The organism is Paraburkholderia madseniana, from assembly GCF_009690905.1.
GTDB classification, from domain to species: domain Bacteria; phylum Pseudomonadota; class Gammaproteobacteria; order Burkholderiales; family Burkholderiaceae; genus Paraburkholderia; species Paraburkholderia madseniana.
Genome location: NZ_VOSW01000080.1, coordinates 1 through 17,285, shown reverse-complemented (window position 1 = coordinate 17,285; position 17,285 = coordinate 1). Strand labels below are relative to the sequence as shown.

The 17,285-nt window shown below is 62.3% G+C and carries 8 protein-coding genes and 1 pseudogene; all 9 read left to right on the top strand.

The genetic code is table 11. The features are described 5' to 3' along the window. Positions 1-8: 8 nt before the first annotated feature. Positions 9-1,661 carry a multicopper oxidase domain-containing protein gene (locus tag FSO04_RS32610; RefSeq protein ID WP_408384638.1) on the top strand — a complete coding sequence of 551 codons (1,653 nt, stop codon included), beginning with the start codon at positions 9-11 and terminating at the stop codon, positions 1,659-1,661. Between the two features lie 17 nt (positions 1,662-1,678). Next, positions 1,679-9,955, top strand: a complete 8,277-nt coding sequence (locus tag FSO04_RS32605) for a choice-of-anchor Q domain-containing protein (RefSeq protein WP_166618298.1) — start codon at positions 1,679-1,681, stop codon at positions 9,953-9,955. 10 nt (positions 9,956-9,965) lie between these two features. Next, positions 9,966-10,466, top strand: coding sequence for a hypothetical protein (locus FSO04_RS32600; RefSeq protein ID WP_154565703.1), 501 nt, complete (start codon positions 9,966-9,968; stop codon positions 10,464-10,466). Between the two features lie 42 nt (positions 10,467-10,508). After that, positions 10,509-11,348 (top strand): LolA-like protein, encoded by an 840-nt coding sequence (locus FSO04_RS32595; RefSeq protein ID WP_233465053.1) that lies wholly within the window; start codon positions 10,509-10,511, stop codon positions 11,346-11,348. 25 nt (positions 11,349-11,373) lie between these two features. Further along, on the top strand, positions 11,374-12,198 hold the full coding sequence (locus FSO04_RS32590; protein WP_154565702.1) for a LolA-like protein: 825 nt from the start codon (positions 11,374-11,376) through the stop codon (positions 12,196-12,198). Between the two features lie 2 nt (positions 12,199-12,200). Beyond that, positions 12,201-13,895, top strand: a complete 1,695-nt coding sequence (locus tag FSO04_RS32585; RefSeq protein ID WP_154565701.1) for a c-type cytochrome — start codon at positions 12,201-12,203, stop codon at positions 13,893-13,895. Positions 13,896-14,193: 298 nt separating this feature from the next. Then, the gene (locus FSO04_RS32580; RefSeq protein WP_233465052.1) at positions 14,194-15,579 is read left to right on the top strand and encodes a cytochrome C; all 1,386 of its coding nucleotides are present in this window, start codon (positions 14,194-14,196) and stop codon (positions 15,577-15,579) included. A 175-nt stretch (positions 15,580-15,754) separates the two neighbouring features. Continuing rightward, positions 15,755-16,429, top strand: coding sequence for a c-type cytochrome (locus FSO04_RS32575; protein ID WP_154565700.1), 675 nt, complete (start codon positions 15,755-15,757; stop codon positions 16,427-16,429). 426 nt (positions 16,430-16,855) lie between these two features. Beyond that, positions 16,856-17,285 (top strand): annotated as a pseudogene (locus tag FSO04_RS32570) (c-type cytochrome biogenesis protein CcsB); the annotation flags it as partial.

The window sequence follows — 17,285 nt, the reverse complement described above, 5'->3', positions numbered from 1 at the left end:
GAAGAGCCGTGGGACACATCAATCACACCACATGGATCGCCACGCTCGCGCGCCTTGGGCGTCTTGCACGGTTCGGCGCGGCGATGCTCGCCACGCTCGTCTGCATGCACGCGCAAGCCGCCGCGCCCGGCATCACGGGGACGCACTTCGATTTGAGTGCCGAGGCGAACCGTATTACCCAGCCCGACGGCGTGAGCATTTATTCGTGGGGCTATGGATGCCGCACGGCGCCGTCCGGCTTTTCGCCATCCACGATCGCGGGCGCGAACTGTCCGAGCATGCAGATTCCCGGTCCGACGCTGATCGTGAAGCAGGGCGACGTCGTCACCGTGACGCTCACCAATAACCTGCCGGCGGCGGCGGGCAACACGTCGATCCTCTTTCCGGGATTCCAGGTCTGCGCCGCGGTGCTGAACCCCGACGGGACCTGTCCTGCCGCGCTCACCGGCTCGCCGGGATTGCTGACCCGCGAGGCTGCCCACGGCAGCACGGTCACGTATAGCTTCGTCGCGGCGACGCCTGGCACGCATGCCTACTACAGCGGCACGCAGGGCGATCTGCAGATCGAGATGGGCCTGTATGGCGCGATCATCGTTTTGCCGACCTCCTCGCCCGGCACGGTTGCGGTGCCTACTGGTTGTCGCGCGGTCGCGGCGACGCTGCCGGACGGGCAGCCGGACTTCCGCAATGCCGGCGCGGCCTATAACCACAGCGCGGCCTGTTACGACCGCGAGTATCTGTTCCAGTTCTCCGAATTGGATCCACGCATCCATGTGCAGGCGGAACAACAGGCGGCGAACGCGTGCACGGCGCCGAACGGCTGCATGACCGTGGAGACGGAGCCCTATCACCCGGCCTATTTCATGGTCAACGGCCGCTCGATGCCGGACGACATGGACCCGAACTACGCGGTGCAGTATCCGCATCAGCCCTACAACGGCAATCCGCACATGCATCCGGGTGAACTGGTGCTGTTGCGGATCATCGGCACCGGCCGCTGGCAGCATCCGTTCCACGAGCACGGCAATCACGTGCGGGTGCTGGCGCGCGATGGAAACATGCTGCTCAGCAAGACGGACCCGACCAAGGTGGCCGGACCGCTGCTGTTCACGACGACCACGACGCCGGGCCTCACGATGGATGGAATTTTCTACTGGACAGGCAAGGGCCTGAACTGGGATGTCTATGGGCATAAGCCTGGGGACCTGTACACCGATACTGACCCGAAATATGCGGCTTACGTCGGCAAACCGGTCGTCTGCATTCCGGACGTGAACGGCTATTACACGGCCGACCCGCTCGCGCCGAACTACTACGAGTGGTGCGCCGATCACGGCAAGGCGCTCGAAGCGCATCCGTTCGGCAACGTCGGCAGCGGCGGGCCGGTCACCCTGCCGGATTCGCATGTGGTGACCAACGGCTTCTGGTTTGGTGGCAGTCCTTATCTTGGGCCTGACGCGACCATACGCGCCACTGCGCCAACCGGGACCACGCCGCCGAGCGGGACGATCGCGAATCCACCCGCAACGGAAGCAGGGTTTGCATTCATGTGGCACTCGCATAACGAGCGCGAGATCACTACGAACAACATCTTCCCAGGCGGAATGATGATGATGATGCTCGTCGATCCACAGGTTTTCCTGATTGACGAATCCAATTAGAGGCGGGGAGAAGCGCGATGAGATCCACTCAGTTTAAGGCGACCCTCTTCGCCGTGCTCAAGGCAGGGGTCACAGCGTCCATTCTGCTGACTGCCAGCAGCATATCTTTTGCTCAAGTCGTCAATCTGACGGCGAAGGCGACGACTGCCACGCTGCCCGACGGGCAGGCGGTGCCGATGTGGGGCTACACCTGTACGCCGGCTGCGGTTGCGCCGGCGACCTGTGCGGCGGCAAATTCGGGCGCCGGAGCGAACTGGTCGCCTGTGGTGATCACCGTGCCGCCAGGACCGCTGACGGTCAATCTCACCAATAGCTTGCCCGGTGCCGTGCCGACCTCGCTCGTCGTGGTGGGGCAGTTGGGCGGCGGGCTGGGGACGACGGCGACGAGCATGCCGAGTCCGCCGCATCCGACGCAGACCGCAACAACCTGGCCGATTGCCACCACCGCGAGCGGCGCGACTTTCACGCCGCCCGCGCAAGGGCCTCGTGTCCAGTCGTTTGCAACCGAGGTGGCGACCGGCAAGACTACCTCGCTCACCTGGAGCAACCTCAGCCCCGGCACTTACCTGATCGAGTCGGGAACACATCCGTCGATCCAGGGGCCGATGGGACTATACGGCGTGCTGGTGGTGAAGGCACCCGTCGGCGGCACCGTGAGCTGCCCTGTGACGTCGCAGACGTATCAGGCCTATACGAGTCCGGCTATTTGCTACGACGCCGACGTACCGCTTGTGCTGAGCGAAATCGATCCCGTGCAAAACACGGCTGTCGCAGCGGCGGTGACGACGACAGGCTTCAGCGAAACCCTGGCGTGGTCGGGTCAGCCCGGCGGCTGCGGCGATTCGAAGTCGACGGCGTTCGGCACCTGCTATCCGCCGACCGTGAACTACGATCCGCGCTACTACCTGATCAACGGCGTCGCCTTCGACCGCACCAATCCCGGCGGGTCTTCGTTTGCCGCCACCGCGCCTGTTGCGACAGGCCAGGTGCTCGTGCGTTTCGTGAACGCCGGTTTGCGGATGCACGTTCCGTCGATAGTCGGTGCACAAACCGGCAATCCCGTCGCTTCCGGTTTCTCGCTGATCGCCGAAGACGGCAATGTGTTGCCCGGTAACACGCGAGTCCAGTCGGAAGTGTTTCTGGCCGCGGGCAAAACCTACGACGTGATGATCAACGCACCGGCTACAGGCGCAACGGCGCTTCCGGTGTTCGACCGCGAACTGAGCCTGTCTACAAACAATCAGCGTGACGGCGGGATGCAGGCTTATGTCGCCGTCAATGGCGGCGTGCTGCCGACGGCTGGGGCCGCGAATCAGAATGCGATTGCCAATTCCGCTGCCTACTTCTTTGTCCCGGGCACCACGTTGACCGTGTCGGATCCTGCCAAGGGCGTGAAAGCCAAGGACGTGAATGTTTACGGCGTGGAGGTCAAGACGACGACCACCGGCGGCGCGCTGACGCTGAACCCGGATGGCACGTTCGTCTATGTGCCGAATGCCGGTACGACAGCTGACAGCTTTGTGTATCAGGCCAACGGCAATCCCGCGGTATCGGCGACGGTCACGCTGTCAGCCTGCAGCGCCGGCAACGGTTGTCTGTCTGGCCCGCCGGTGGCCAGCAATGGCGCTTACGTCAGCAACATCGCGTCGCGGCTGCAAATCGGCGCGCCCGGCGTGCTGGCCAATGCCTCGGATCCGAAGGGGCTGCCGCTCACCGCGGCGATTTCGGGTGCTGTGACAGGCGGGACCGTCACGTTGAATCCGGACGGATCGTTCACCGCGATTCCGACGACGCCGCCGGTCGGCAGCACTGCGACTGCCACCATGACGTTCAAATACACGGCAAAGAATTCGCAGAACACGTCGAGCACCGCCGCGACCGTGACGGTGACGTTCAAGGGCGGCAGCGGACTTATCGTCAAGCCGCTGGACGCGCCGAGCACGGCGCCGGGCAAGACCGCGGTTCAGCTTGCCGACTACCGCTGGATCATCGAGGAAGACCGTACCTTCCAGATTGATCCCGCATGCCAGACGACCGCGACAACGCGCCCGGCTACGTGCCCGCCGCTGCCGGTTCCCAGCCTCGGCGCAAATTTCCACACCAGCTACATGCCGGTGGTGGCAGCAGGTTGTGTCGGCAAGGTCGCCTGCGAGTCGGGGCAAACGGTATACGACCCGGCGAGCAACTCGCACTTGCCGGCCGTGTGCGATATCGGCAACGGCGTGTGCCGCACTACGGCTGCGCAACAGGTGCCGGTCAATCCGAGCCAGGTGGCGCTCGATCCGAAGAAGCACTACTACATCTCGATCTTGCCCGGGGACGCCGGTAACAGCTTTGGGAACGGTGCGGGCTTGCCGCAACCGGTTAATCCGGCGAACCCGACCGGGCCGCAGAGACAGTTCGACATTTCCAAAGACTGCCCGTCGGGTCCCGGCGGCGCGGATTTTGCGCCGGGCACGGGTAAGTGCGGCCACACCATGGGCGGCGCCCCGATCGCGCCCGGACAGACCAGCGTCAACGTGCTGTTGCAGGAGACGCCGATGGCGACCGCGAAGGTCTCGGTGTTTGTCTTCGAAGACGACGCACCGGTGAATGGCGAAGTGGACGTCAGTGGCGGCACCGACACGTTCGGTACCGCGCGCGAACCAGGACTTGGCGGGTTCGAAATCAAGCTCTGGGACGACGCGGGCGGCACCGGCGACGCAACCGGACAGATGACCTACGACATGTTCAACATGCCGCTGTCCAATTCCTTGCAGGGGACCATCGATCCGGTCACGGGGCTCAATGCCTGCCCGATTTCGACGGCGACGGACGGAATTGTCGGCATGGTCCCAACGTGTCCGAAATTCGAGTCGGACGGCAAGACGGTGTCGCCGCTCGTCGGCCAGGCCATCATTGCCAACCTGATGCCAGGCCGGTACGGCGTCGTCGCGACGCCGGCAGCCGACCGGATCGGCAGGGGAGAGGAATGGCTGCAGACGAACACGCTGGACGGACAGAAGGCACACGACGCGTTCATCAAGGTCGGTGGGCCGGCGTACTTCCAGGAGTTCGGGCCGGCAGGCTTTCACGTGGCGGTCGGCTTTGCCAATCCGAAAATCATCAATGCTCGCCTGCCGCTCCTTTGCGCAGGTGCGACGTGCACCAGCGGGCTCAAGGGCAGGGTAACGAACCTGCACTACAGCCGTCCGCCGAACGAGAATCTGTATGGCGCCGGCTCGCGTACCTCGCTGAGTTTCACGCAGTGCTATGTCAGCGTCGGCGATCCGGACGGCGAGGATATGGCGTTCACCAAGTGCAACGCCGACGGGACGTTCAGCTTTAGCGGCTTGCCCGCAGGCACGTTCAGAATCACGATCTTCGATCAATGGAACGATCAGATCGTCGACGGGCTCGCGACTGCGGTGCAACTGGCGACCGGCCAGACTGTGGATGTCGGGGATCTTTCGGTGCTCCAATGGCACACGAATCTCTACACCCGGACGTTCATGGACACGACCGGCTCCGGCGTCTCGCAGACGAGTTCGCCAGGGCTCCCGCTGGTTCCGACCAATATCCGCTTCCGCGACGGCAGCTATTCGAACTTCAACAACACGGACCTGAACGGCTATGCGTCGTTTAACGAAGTGTTCCCGCTGTTCAACTGGTACGTCGTCGACACCGACGAAACCCGCTTCAAGCAGACTGGCGTCCACGTGGTCTACGACGCCGGCGGCCCGCCCGACGGCACACCCGGCGGCGGCACCTCGACCATTGCGGCCAACTACGCCAACACTCTGGAATCCGCGACGGCGCACCTGCCCACGAACCTCCGGGTACCGGGCGCGGTGTATTGCAACGACGCGGACTGCAAGGACCGTACGGGTTCGAATCCTTCGACCGGCAGAGTCGATCCGCCGTGGGTGACTACGATGGGTTGGCAGGGCTTCTCGGGGCAGAGTTCCTTTATCGAGTTCGGCAAGGCGCAGTTTGGCGCGACTGAAAACGGCGGCATCCGGGGCGAAGTCATCTACGCGTCGACGCGGCCGTTCGACGATCCTTCGCTGCTGATCCACACAAAGTGGACGCCGGACGTGCCGAACGTCACGGTGAACCTGTATCAGGAGGGCGTCGCGGCGGACGGCACGACCAGCCTGACGCTGGTGGACACGACCAAGACCGCTAGCTGGGATGACTGGGCGCAGGGCTTCCGCTCCGACGGCGTGCCGAACATGAACTGTCCGGGACAGGAGACCACTGACCCGTTCTTCTTCACGTTGAAGGACACCCCGCAATGGCTCGACGCGCAGAAGCGTGCGTTGCCGGCGCATTCGCAGTTCAAGTGCTACGACGGCATGCACGCGTTCAACCAGTTGCAGCCCGCGCCGTACGACGGGATGTACAAATTCCCCAGCGTGACGGGCCGGAGCACGACGACCGGCAAGCCGACCGCGACGAACTGCACGGTCTGTGTGGCCAATCCTTCGGGCGACGGTACGCAGATGCTGCCTGCCGGCAAGTACGTGGTCGAAGTGATCGTGCCGCCGGGCTACGAACTGGTGAAGGAGGAAGACAAGAACATCCTGATCGGCGACAACTATATTGCGCCGGTCACGCAGCAGTTCGCCGGCATCGGCGCCATCTTCATCCTGCCCGACCAGGCTGCGGTGAACTCCACCTATAACCGGAACAATCCGCAGAATCCGACCCAGGACCTGGGCTCCACCACCTACTCGCGGGGCGAGGGCGACACGGGCAGCATCGAAACCTCCTGGCCTTGCGTCGGTGAGCTGCGCATCGTGCCCGACTACATCAGCTTGTTCCCGGGTTCGCAGGAAGTCGCGCCGTTCGCGGGCGCCTCCCGGCACCTGTGCGACCGCAAGGAAGTTAACCTGACGAGCCAGTCTACAGTGCTGACGAAGTTCTGGATCTTCAGTTCGACGCACGTGGCCGCGCACTACACCGGCTTCATGCTGGATGACTTCTCTTCGGAGTTCGATCCGTATTCGCCGCAATTCGGTGAAAAGTTTGCGGTGCCGAACGTGCCGATCTCGATGAAGGATTTCGCCGGCAACGAAGTCGCTCGCACATATACGGATCAATGGGGCATCTTCAACGGCTTGAACTATTCGACCTGGCAGGTCAACCCGCCGAACCCCACCGGCTATGCGCCGACGATGATGGTCGCCTGCATGAACGATCCTGATATGCCCGATCCGGCGCATCCTGGCCAGACGATTCGCGATCCTCTGTTTAACACGGCATACAGCCAGTTCTGTTACGAGATTCCGTTCATGCCTGGACAGACCCAGTACATGGATACGCCAGTGGTGCCGGTCTCGGCCTTCGCGGAGGGCTACAACCAGCCTGACTGCGCGTACCCGGATGCCACGCCGGCGATTTCCAGCGTAACGGGCGACTCGCTCGGCGCCGGCGCGGGACCCTGGGTGAGCGTTGCCACCCGCACGCTGACCATCAACGCTCAGGGCAACCAGCAGGTGCCGAACCATGCCTACACGGGTCCGGCTGCGACCACGGCGCCGTTCAATCAGAAGTTCCTGACGCGTCACTATGGCTTTGGCAGCCGGCCTTCGACATGCCCGGCCATCGGCCCGTGCAAGAACGCCACGATCGGCGGTGTTCCGATGAACAATGTTTCATGGAGCGACACCACGATCACAGGCCAGGTGCCCATCCTGGTCGGCTCGCAGTCGAGCTGCACGATCCAGCAGCGTGGCGTGCTGAATCCCACGTCCTGCGGTGAACTCGTCATCACGGCGGCCAACGGCAAGCGCTCGATCGACACGGTCACGGTCACGATCGGCGGCAAGACGCCAACCTATGTGAATGGCGAGAACGCCACGAGCAACGCGATTCAGACCGCGATCGATAAGGCGACCCCAGGCGACATGATCATCGTCGGTCCGGGCGTCTATAACGAAATGCTGCTGATGTGGAAGCCCGTGCGGTTGCAAGGTGTCGGTGCGACGGCGGTGACCGTCAACGCGAACACCCACCCGTCGGGCAAGATGGACCCGTGGCGCAGGCAGGTGGGCTGTCTCTTCGGCGACGCTTTGAACGGCGGCCTGATCTCGGCGAGCAATCCGTACGATCCGACCGGCACGTATTCCTGTGCGTCCACGATGCAGCGCAAGGTGGATGCGATACCTTTCGAACCCGCCTCCGGATGGGATTTCAACCTCAACGGCAACCTGGCTGAACTGCTGATCGAGCCGACGCTGATGGGCGCATATGAAGGTGCGGCCATTACCGTGCTCGCCAAGGGCGTGAAGGACGTGAACTCGCAACCCGACCCGAACTGCATCGCGAACGGCATTTGCACGCCGCTCACTGGCCCGACCCTGCTCCAGCCGAACCCGCCGGATTGCACGAACTACCCGAGCAACTTCCTGTGCAATCCGTCGCGTATCGACGGCATGACCTTCACCAACAGCTCGCAAGGCGGCGGAGGGATCTTCCTGCACGGCTGGAACCATTACACGGAGGTCTCGAACAACCGTGTCTTCGCCAACGCAGGGACGCTCACAGGCGGCATCACGGTAGGCCAGGTCGAAACTGCCGAAGCGACGATCGCCGCGGACGGCGTGACGCAGTTGCCGTTCCTGCTCAACCAGCATGTGAACATTCACAACAACGCGGTGACGTCGAATGCTTCGTATGGCGACGAAATCAACTCGACCACGCCTTCATCGGCGGGCGGCGTGACCTTCTGCAATGGTGCCGACTACTATCACTTCAACTACAACTGGGTCTGCGGCAACATCAGTGCCGGCGACGGCGGCGGTATCGCGCACTTCGGCTTCAGCTATAACGGCGACATCTCGCACAACTGGGTGTTGTTCAACCAGAGCAACAACCCGACGCTGCCCACGTACGGTGGCGGCATCATCGCCCAAGGCGTACCGCCTGACGGCACGTTCTGCGAGAACTCGACGGTGGACATCGATTGCGCGCCTCAGCTTTCGGATGGCGTTGGCCCGGGCCTCATGATCGACGGCAATCTGATTGTCGGCAACACGGCGGAGAGCGGCAAGGGCGGTGGGTTGCGGCTGCAGAGCGTCAACGGCACAGACGTGCAACGCAGTCCCAACAACTCGAGCGCGTGGTATCAGGTTCGCGTGACCAACAACATCATCGCGAACAACGTGGCCGGGTGGGCAGGAGGCGGTGTCTCCCTGCAGGATGCGGTAGCCGTGAACTTCATCAACAACACGGTGGTCTCCAACGACTCGACGGCGTCCGCTGGCGTGCTGTTCAACACGCCCGCGGCCACGCAGGCCAACGTCGGGCCGCCGAACTGCACGACGGTTGGATCGGAAACGACGTGCTCTCCGATCACGACGTCGACATTCGAGCCGGCTGGGCTGGAGACCGCGCGCCACACGGGGAACTTCATCGTCGCGTTCACCAATCAGAGCGTGGCATGTCCGGCGGGGTTGCCCAACTGCACGACGTTCTCGAACCCGGTGCTGACCAATAACGTGTTCTGGCAGAACCGCACGTTCTATATCACCGTGGGAGGAAAGAATCCGAACATCGCGGGCCTGCAGAACGCGGTCACGTTGAACCCGTCGTTGAATCAGGCAGGGAAGGCGACAGGCTTCTGCGATCCGAACGCAGTCTATTGGGACATTGGCGCGTTCGGCGACACCTCGGCCAGCAGTCGTCAAGCGGCTTTGACGATGCACCCGCAGTACTCGATTCTGACTGACGCCGGTGACTACCCGGGAGCGCACAACAGCAATCTGAATCCGGCGGTGGTGCACCAGTACTGCAATGGCTCGCGTGTGCCGCCGGAAGCGGGCGGAATCGGCATCACGGTACCGCCGGGTATCGCCGATACGGTTCTTCCGAATCCGCTGTTCACCCTGATGCCGTCGGCGACGCCGGATGAAGGCAACCAGTGGATCAACATGTCGTACGGTCCGCTGTCGCTGTTCAACGAAGCGCTCACGTCGGGCATGACCGGCTATAACGTAGTGCTGGGCAACTACTCGATCAATACGGGTTCGCCAGCAATCAATGCCGGCACGGCGGCCGGTGCGCCGAATCACGACATCTTCGGCACGTCGAGGCCGCAGGGCGCCGCCATCGACATCGGCGCGGTCGAGGTCGTGCAGCCAGGCTTGTTGGGCGGCACCCCTCCGCCGATCGATCCGCTCGCATTGGGTGGCTCGTCGACGGGTGGTCTGCTCGGGCTGTTCCAGTTAGTGGCGCCGAAACTGCCCGTCGTGACGCCACCGGTGCCGCCGCTGACCCCGGCGCAGACGCTGCCTGCGGTCATACGGTGAGGGGGCTGTAATGAAACTTCGGTCCCCCTCGACAAAGCCGGCGGTGCTGTTCACGAGCAGCGTGTGGCTGGCCGCGACCCTGGTTCAAGGGGTCGCGGCCCAGCAGAGCGCGCCGCCGGCGCTCACGGCCAGGCACTCGCCGTATTTGCCGGTGAGTGTGTCGCAGCACGCGAAGAACTACTACGGGATGATGAAGGGCATCGATAACCTGAGTGTGCGCCGCACCGCATCGGGCAATCTGATCCGCTTCAACTATCGCGTGACGGATCCGGTGGCGGCGCATCTGCTCGGCGAGAAGACCGCGACCGCCTACCTGTACGGGCAAACGAGCCACGCGGTGCTCGAGATTCCGGTGATGGACAAGGTCGGGCCGTTGCGCCAGACCGGTCCACTTGAAGCCGGGCAGGAATACTGGATGGTGTTTTCCAACAAGGGCGGGCCGATCAAGGCCGGCGAGCGCGTCGACATTTTCATCGGTTCGCTTCATGTCGACGGACTGATCGTCGAATGATCGCGGCACGGTGATTTGCAACACAAATGGGGGAGGTGAATCATGTCCCGGTTTCTTTTGAAGGCGATTTCGGCGGCCTCAGTGGCCTGTGTTCTGGCATCCTGCCCGGTCGCATACGCGGCCTCGGCCGCAGGAACGGCGCAAGCCGCTGCGGCGAGTCATCTTGGTGCGGCGCAGATCGTCGAGCGGAACGTCGCGGCACGTGGCGGGCTTCAGGCGTGGCATGCGGTCAATACGATCACGATGTCAGGGCAGATCGATGCCGGTGGCAAGAAGAACACAAAGCTGCCGTTCACGATGACGATGAAGCGGCCGAACAAGAGCCGCTTCGAGGTTCGCTTCAACGAGCAGACGGCGTTTCAGGTCTACGACGGCGCGCGGGGCTGGAAGGTCAGGCCCTTCCTCGGACGCGACGAAGTCGAACCGTATACCCCTGCGGAGGCTAAATCGGCTGCGGCGTCGGCTGACCTGGAAGGGCCGCTGATCGACTATGCGAGCAAGGGCTCACGGGTGGATGCTCTGGGTATGGAATCGGTGGAAGGGCATCGCGCGTATGTCCTGAAGCTGACGACGAAAGACAATACGTCACGCCGCATCTGGATCGACGCAAGCAGTTTTCTCGAACTGAAGATCGACGGCGAACCACGCAAGCTCGACGGCCGGATGCACGACGTCGCCATCTTCTATCGCGATTACAAGAAAGAAAATGGGCTCGTCATTCCGCACACGCTGGAAACCGTCGTCAGCGGCGTCAAGCCGACGCACAAGCTGACGATCGACCATGTCGTGGTGAATCCGCCGGCGGACGATACCTTGTTTGCGAAACCGCAACTGGCCATGGCCAAAGTGCCGAACCAGCAGCCGCTGGTGAATAGCCACTAGCCGTTATCGTGCGAGGTCCACTGCCATGACACGAATCGCACTGTGGGTGCTCATCGGCTGCCTGACGGCGGCGGTGTACGCGAGCGAGCAAATACCGGAGCACGATCTGAGCGCGGACCAGATCGTCGAGAAAAATATCGCCGCGAGGGGAGGGCTCGACGCATGGCGGAATATCCAGACGATGGTCTGGGTCGGGCACGTGGATAGTGCGAATACACCCGCGGAGGAAATGCCGTTTGCGCTCGCGCTGAAACGTCCGAACAAGACACGCTTCGAGGTCACCGTGCTCAGCCACCGGGCTGTCCGGGTATTCAACGGCAAACAAGGCTGGAAGGTGAGCCCGAGCGCCACCGGCGGCGGCGAAGCGCGGCCGTACACCATGGACGAGCTGAGTTCAGCGCATGACGAGCAGGTCATCGACGGATTGCTGATCGACCATCAGGCGAAGGGTGTCGATGTCACGCTCGACGGTATCGACAAGGTCGACGGACACGATGCATACCGCCTCGGCGTGAAGTTGCCTTCCGGTGTGACCCGTCATGTGTGGGTCGACGCGCAGAGCTTTCTTGACGTGAAGTACGACCGCGTGGCGCGGGGCCCTCGCGGGCCGGTCACAGTGGAAGTGAAGTACGGCGACTACAGGAGCGTCGACGGTTTGCAGATACCGTTCACGATCGAAAGCGGCGCAGCGGCGGCCGGAAAGGGTGACAAGCTGATGATCGACAAGGTGACGCTCAATCCGCCGCTTGACGATGGGATGTTCACGAAACCGGGCTCGCAGGGCCGGCGCAACTCGGTGTCGGTGAATGCCGATGCGTCGTCGCCCGCTCTGAGCCGGCCGGGCCCCTAGCCATGGACTGCGCCCGGGTCAGCCGAGGAGCCAGCGCTCGGGTGCGATGGCTCGCGGCGCTCGCGCTCGTTCAATGGGCATTGCTCGCCGCGTTGATTGCGCCGGTAGGCAAGGCGAACGCTGCCCCCTCGTCGCCGCCCGTAACGACAGCGAACACGGGGGAGGCGATCTTCCAGAAAGGCGTGCTGGGTTCGGGCGAACCGCTTGAAGCGATGCACGACGGTGGCGTGAACCTGCGAGGCGCCGCCGCGGCCTGCATGAATTGCCATCGGCGCAGCGGCCTTGGATCCAGAGAGGGGAATAACAACATCCCGCCGATCACTGACCGGTATCTGATCCATGCTCGCGTAGAGAACCCCGACGAGTTCGACCTCCCGTACATTCCCGGCATGCGCATCAATCGCGAGCCCTACACCGATGCGACGATCGCAAGAGCAATACGCGAGGGACTCGATTCGGAGGGCAAGCCGCTCAGCAATCTGATGCCGCAGTACGCGTTGAACGACACCGACATGGCAGCGCTGATCGGCTATCTGAAGCGCCTTGATCGACGCAGGCCAGCAGGTGTGACGGACACGGTGCTGCACTTCGCGACGATCATCACACCGGATGCGGACCCGGTGAAACGGCGTGGCATGCTCGATGTGCTCAAACAGTACTTCGATGACAAGAACGTGTTTCCGCTTGGCGCGACGCCGCCGTTACGCGCGTCGCACAAGATGATGTTCATGGTCAATCGTCGCTGGGAGCTGCATGTGTGGGAGTTGAGCGGACCGCCGTCGACGTGGCATGAACAGTTGAAGCGCCTACTGGTGGAGCAGCCGGTGTTTGCGGTGCTGTCGGGACTCGGCGGCAAAAACTGGGCGCCGGTCCACGAATTCTGCGAGCAGGAGGCCGTGCCGTGTCTCTTTCCCAACGTGGAAGTGCCGGTTGAAACCGACCAGGATTTCTATTCCGTGTATTTCTCGAAGGGCGTACTGCTCGAGGCGGAGTTGCTTGCGAGGCGGATTCTCGATGAAGCCCATGGCAAACCCATGCAAGGAACGACAAGGGTGTGGCAGGTCTATCGCACAGGCGACAACGGCGAACGGGGCGCACAGGCGCTTGCCGCCGCGTTGAAGGGCCATGGCATCGCGGTGTCGAGCCGTGCTCTTGCGCCAGGCGACAGCGTCGCGCGCTCCCTGCACGGAATTTCGCATGGGGACGTGCTGGTGCTATGGCTGCGTCCGCCCGACGTTGCGGCGCTCGGGCATTTGCCACCGCCGTCGGACACCGTGTTCATGTCGGGGCTGCTGGGTGGGCTCGATAGCACACCGTTGTCGGCAAGCTGGCGCGGCGTCACGCGCCTCGCCTATCCATTCGACTTGCCGGACGGACGGCGTGTCCGTGTCGACTATGCATTCGGCTGGTTCTCGATCCGCAAAATCCCGATGGTCGCCCCGCAGGTCCAGGCGGACACTTATCTCGCGTGCGGTCTGCTGGCGGAGACGCTTGGTCATATGGTCGATGCGTTTGAGAGGGATTACCTGATTGAGCGCATTCAGGACATGCTTGAACGCCGCATCCTGACCGGCTACTACCCGCGCCTCACGCTGGCGCCCGGACAGCGCTTCGCGTCCAAGGGCGGCTATATCGTCCGCTTTGCCGAGCCGGACCGAGTCAGGCTCGTTGCCGACGGGGCCTGGATGGTGCCGTGACGATGTCGTGAGACGAAGCGTGGACTGGCGCGCAAGAAATCACGAGACGCCATCGCCCGCGCGGCCGGGCGTCTCCCCTACCGCAAGAATAGGACGTTGACCCATGTCGTTTCCTGTCGACGGTTTGCACAATATAAACGTGGCAAGGGGGCGCGAATGCCTCACCGGAATGGGGCACCGTAGTCGCGAGACCTTCTTCTCATTTCGCTCGTTGCCGTCAGGCGCGACACAGCAACGCAGTCATTGAATTTTTCCGCCGTTGGCAAATGTGTGAAGCACGGCGCAGGGAGAGATAGCCATGGCAAAGACTATTATCAGTATTCCTGCATTTAATCAGATGCTTCGCTGTGGTTGGACGGTGGCCTTCGTGGCGCTTTGTCTGTTCCAGGCTTCTACCGCACACGCTCTGCCTATATTCGCACGGCAAACAGGACAAAGTTGCATTGCGTGCCACGCCGGCGGTCAGTTTCCCGAGCTCACGCCGTATGGGCGCATGTTCAAGCTGAACGGATATACGCTCGGCGAACGCACCATCCCGCTCGCCGTGATGGGAACAGTCGATGCGACCAAGACCCGGCACAACAACGACGCTAACGGGAATCCCATCTCGCCCAAAGACGGCAATCTGACATGGGATGCGGCCAGCATTTTCCTCGCCGGGAAGATCACCGACAAGATCGGCGCGTTCGCTCAATATACCTACACGAACTACGATCACCAGAATGGCGACGGCAGGTGGATCGGTAAATGGGCATCGGACAACACCGATGTCCGTTACGTGGAACGGATCATCGGCGAAGCGAGCGATTTCATACTGGGCGTAACGTTGCACAACAACCCGACTGTGCAGGACGTCTTTAACACCGCGCCTGCATGGAGCTACCCCTACCTCTCTTCGTCGACGAGCGCGGTTGGGTCTCCGGTGTTCACGCCTCTCATCGAGGGCGCATTGGCGCAGCAGGTCGTCGGCATCGGCGGCTACCTGTACTGGAACAAGATGGTGTACGCGGAACTGACCGCGTACAGCACCGCCGACGGAATCTGGTCGTTTCTGAGTCATGGCAGCAAGGCCGGAGACCTGGCCCACCCGCAGACCTATCTGAAAGGCTACAACCCGTATTGGCGCGTTGCGCTGACCCGCGAATGGGGCCCGCATAACATCATGGTGGGGACGTTCGGCTTGCTTGCCGATGTCTATCCCAACGATCCAAACGCTTTCCCGATCTTCACGCAGGGTGTGACCCGCTATCGCGATATCGGTGTGGATGCGCAGTATCAGTACCTGCTGGAACCGCATACGATTACCGCGCAGGCGCGCTACACACATGAGAATATCAGTGATCCGAATAATTTCGTTTTAGGCGACAGCCAGTCGGCAAATCTCAAATCGATGCTGCTGAAAATGTCGTACATCTATCAGGCCAAGTATGGCGTGAGCCTCGCTTTCTTCAATGTGACGGGCAGCACCGACAGCGTGGCTTACGCCAGCAGCGCGAACTTTTCGCCTGCCACGCAGGGATGGATACCCGAGATCTTCTGGATTCCGGTGCCGAACATCCGGGTCGGCCTGCAATACACGCATTTCACTAAATACCTTGGATCCCGATCCAATTACGACGGCACCGGGCGAAACGCATCGGACAACGACACGCTGTTCGTCTATTTATGGGCCGCGTACTGGTGACGTCGATGCCGGCGTTTCCCACGCAAGTTAGTCGTACTTGCCCCTGGAATAAAAGGAAGGTGCCTTGCGTTTTTGCAGTATCGGCGGAAGCGAGGGCGTTGAAATACGTACTCATTGCGCTGCGCTTTGTCGCGCAGCCTTTAAGGGCGGTAAGCGCAGTCTGGAGGTTCGTGACATGAAAACGTTGGCGCAAATCATCTCCCTTGGGATGCTGCTTGCAGGATCGGGCTGTCACGAAATGGACCGGTCAAGGGCGGTCGATAACCCGGCAGTCGCCGGCAAGACCATTGCTCTGCAGGTCTGCTCGAACTGTCATGGCGTGAACGGCGTTTCGGTATCGCCGGCCTTTCCCAAGCTGGCGGGGCAACGAAAGGAATACATTGTCGATCAATTGACGGACTTCAAGACGCATGCCCGATCAGACCCGAACGCCAAGAGATTCATGTGGGGCTTTACGCACCTGAGCGAGGCGCAAATCGACGAACTTGCCGCGTATTTTTCCAGTCAGAAGCCGGCTCTGGGTGAATCCGGCGACCAATCGCTGATTGGCGAAGGCAAAGCGATTTTTGTGTCCGGGTTGCCGGACAAGGGCGTCGCAGCATGCGTTTCGTGTCACGGCCAGCATGGCGAGGGAATGAATCAGTTTCCGCGGCTCGCCGGTCAACACGCGGACTACATCATCAAGCAGCTATTGGTTTTCCAGCGCGACACCGCTCAAAGACCTCGCGGTGAGATCATGAAGGAGGTCTGCGGCAATATGTCGGAGCAGGATATGCGCGCCGTAGCGGCCTTCGTGGAAGCGTTTCCTCCAGAGACCGAGGCAGCGGCCAACCCGCCGGCCGATCAATGAACAAGTTGACTTGCGTGTCGCTGCGCCCGTGGACGTGGCGATTCAGATTCCAGGCCGTCCGTCTGGTCTGTGCAACGCGGATGCACCGTTGCACGGCAGCGGCACCTGCAAGAACGCCTGCGTCATTGTTGAGGTCGCCTCGGTTGGGGGCTTCAGCGGCGATGTGGCGAACAGTTTGCGCACCGTCTCCCCCCGGCGGGCGCTTTTTTTTCAATCTGCAGTGGAAACTTACGGAGCGAATCGGGACGCGGGCGCTCAAGATAGCAACGGGTTTCCCGGTCACGTCTGGCAGCGCGTTTGTGGGACGGGGACCACTACTGGATGACGGCGCCTTGGGGCGCGGCCGTCGAACGAAGCGCGCCGGGAAAGCAGTCAATTGCGTGCCGACGGCATCCTGTCGACGCGATCGGCGCAATGGAGGGGACCATGAATCTGACCCGAACGTCTCTTGATGCCGGTGCGCCGGACCCGGCGCCCGTGCTTAAGTGGGATGTCTCAAAGACCGCGGCTCAAACGGTGGATCTGCTCGACGAGCGCCCCTTCCTCAAGCGTCTCGGTGTCGTCGACTGGCTGTTCGCCGTCGTGATGGTCGCGGGCGCGGGGTTCGCGCTATCGCGCTATCACCCGTTCATGAACTACTACGACAAACTGGTGCTGTGCCTGGCCGTGCCGGTGTTCGTCGTACTCGGCTGGCGCTGGAAGCCGGTGCGTCCGCTGATGGTGGGCATTGCCGCGCTGTCGTTGCTGGCAATCCAGATCTATCAGGGCGATCTGTCGCGCGCGGATAGCGCGTTCTTCCTTAAGTATTTCCTGTCGAGCCAGTCCGCGATTCTGTGGATGAGCGCGCTCTTCGTCT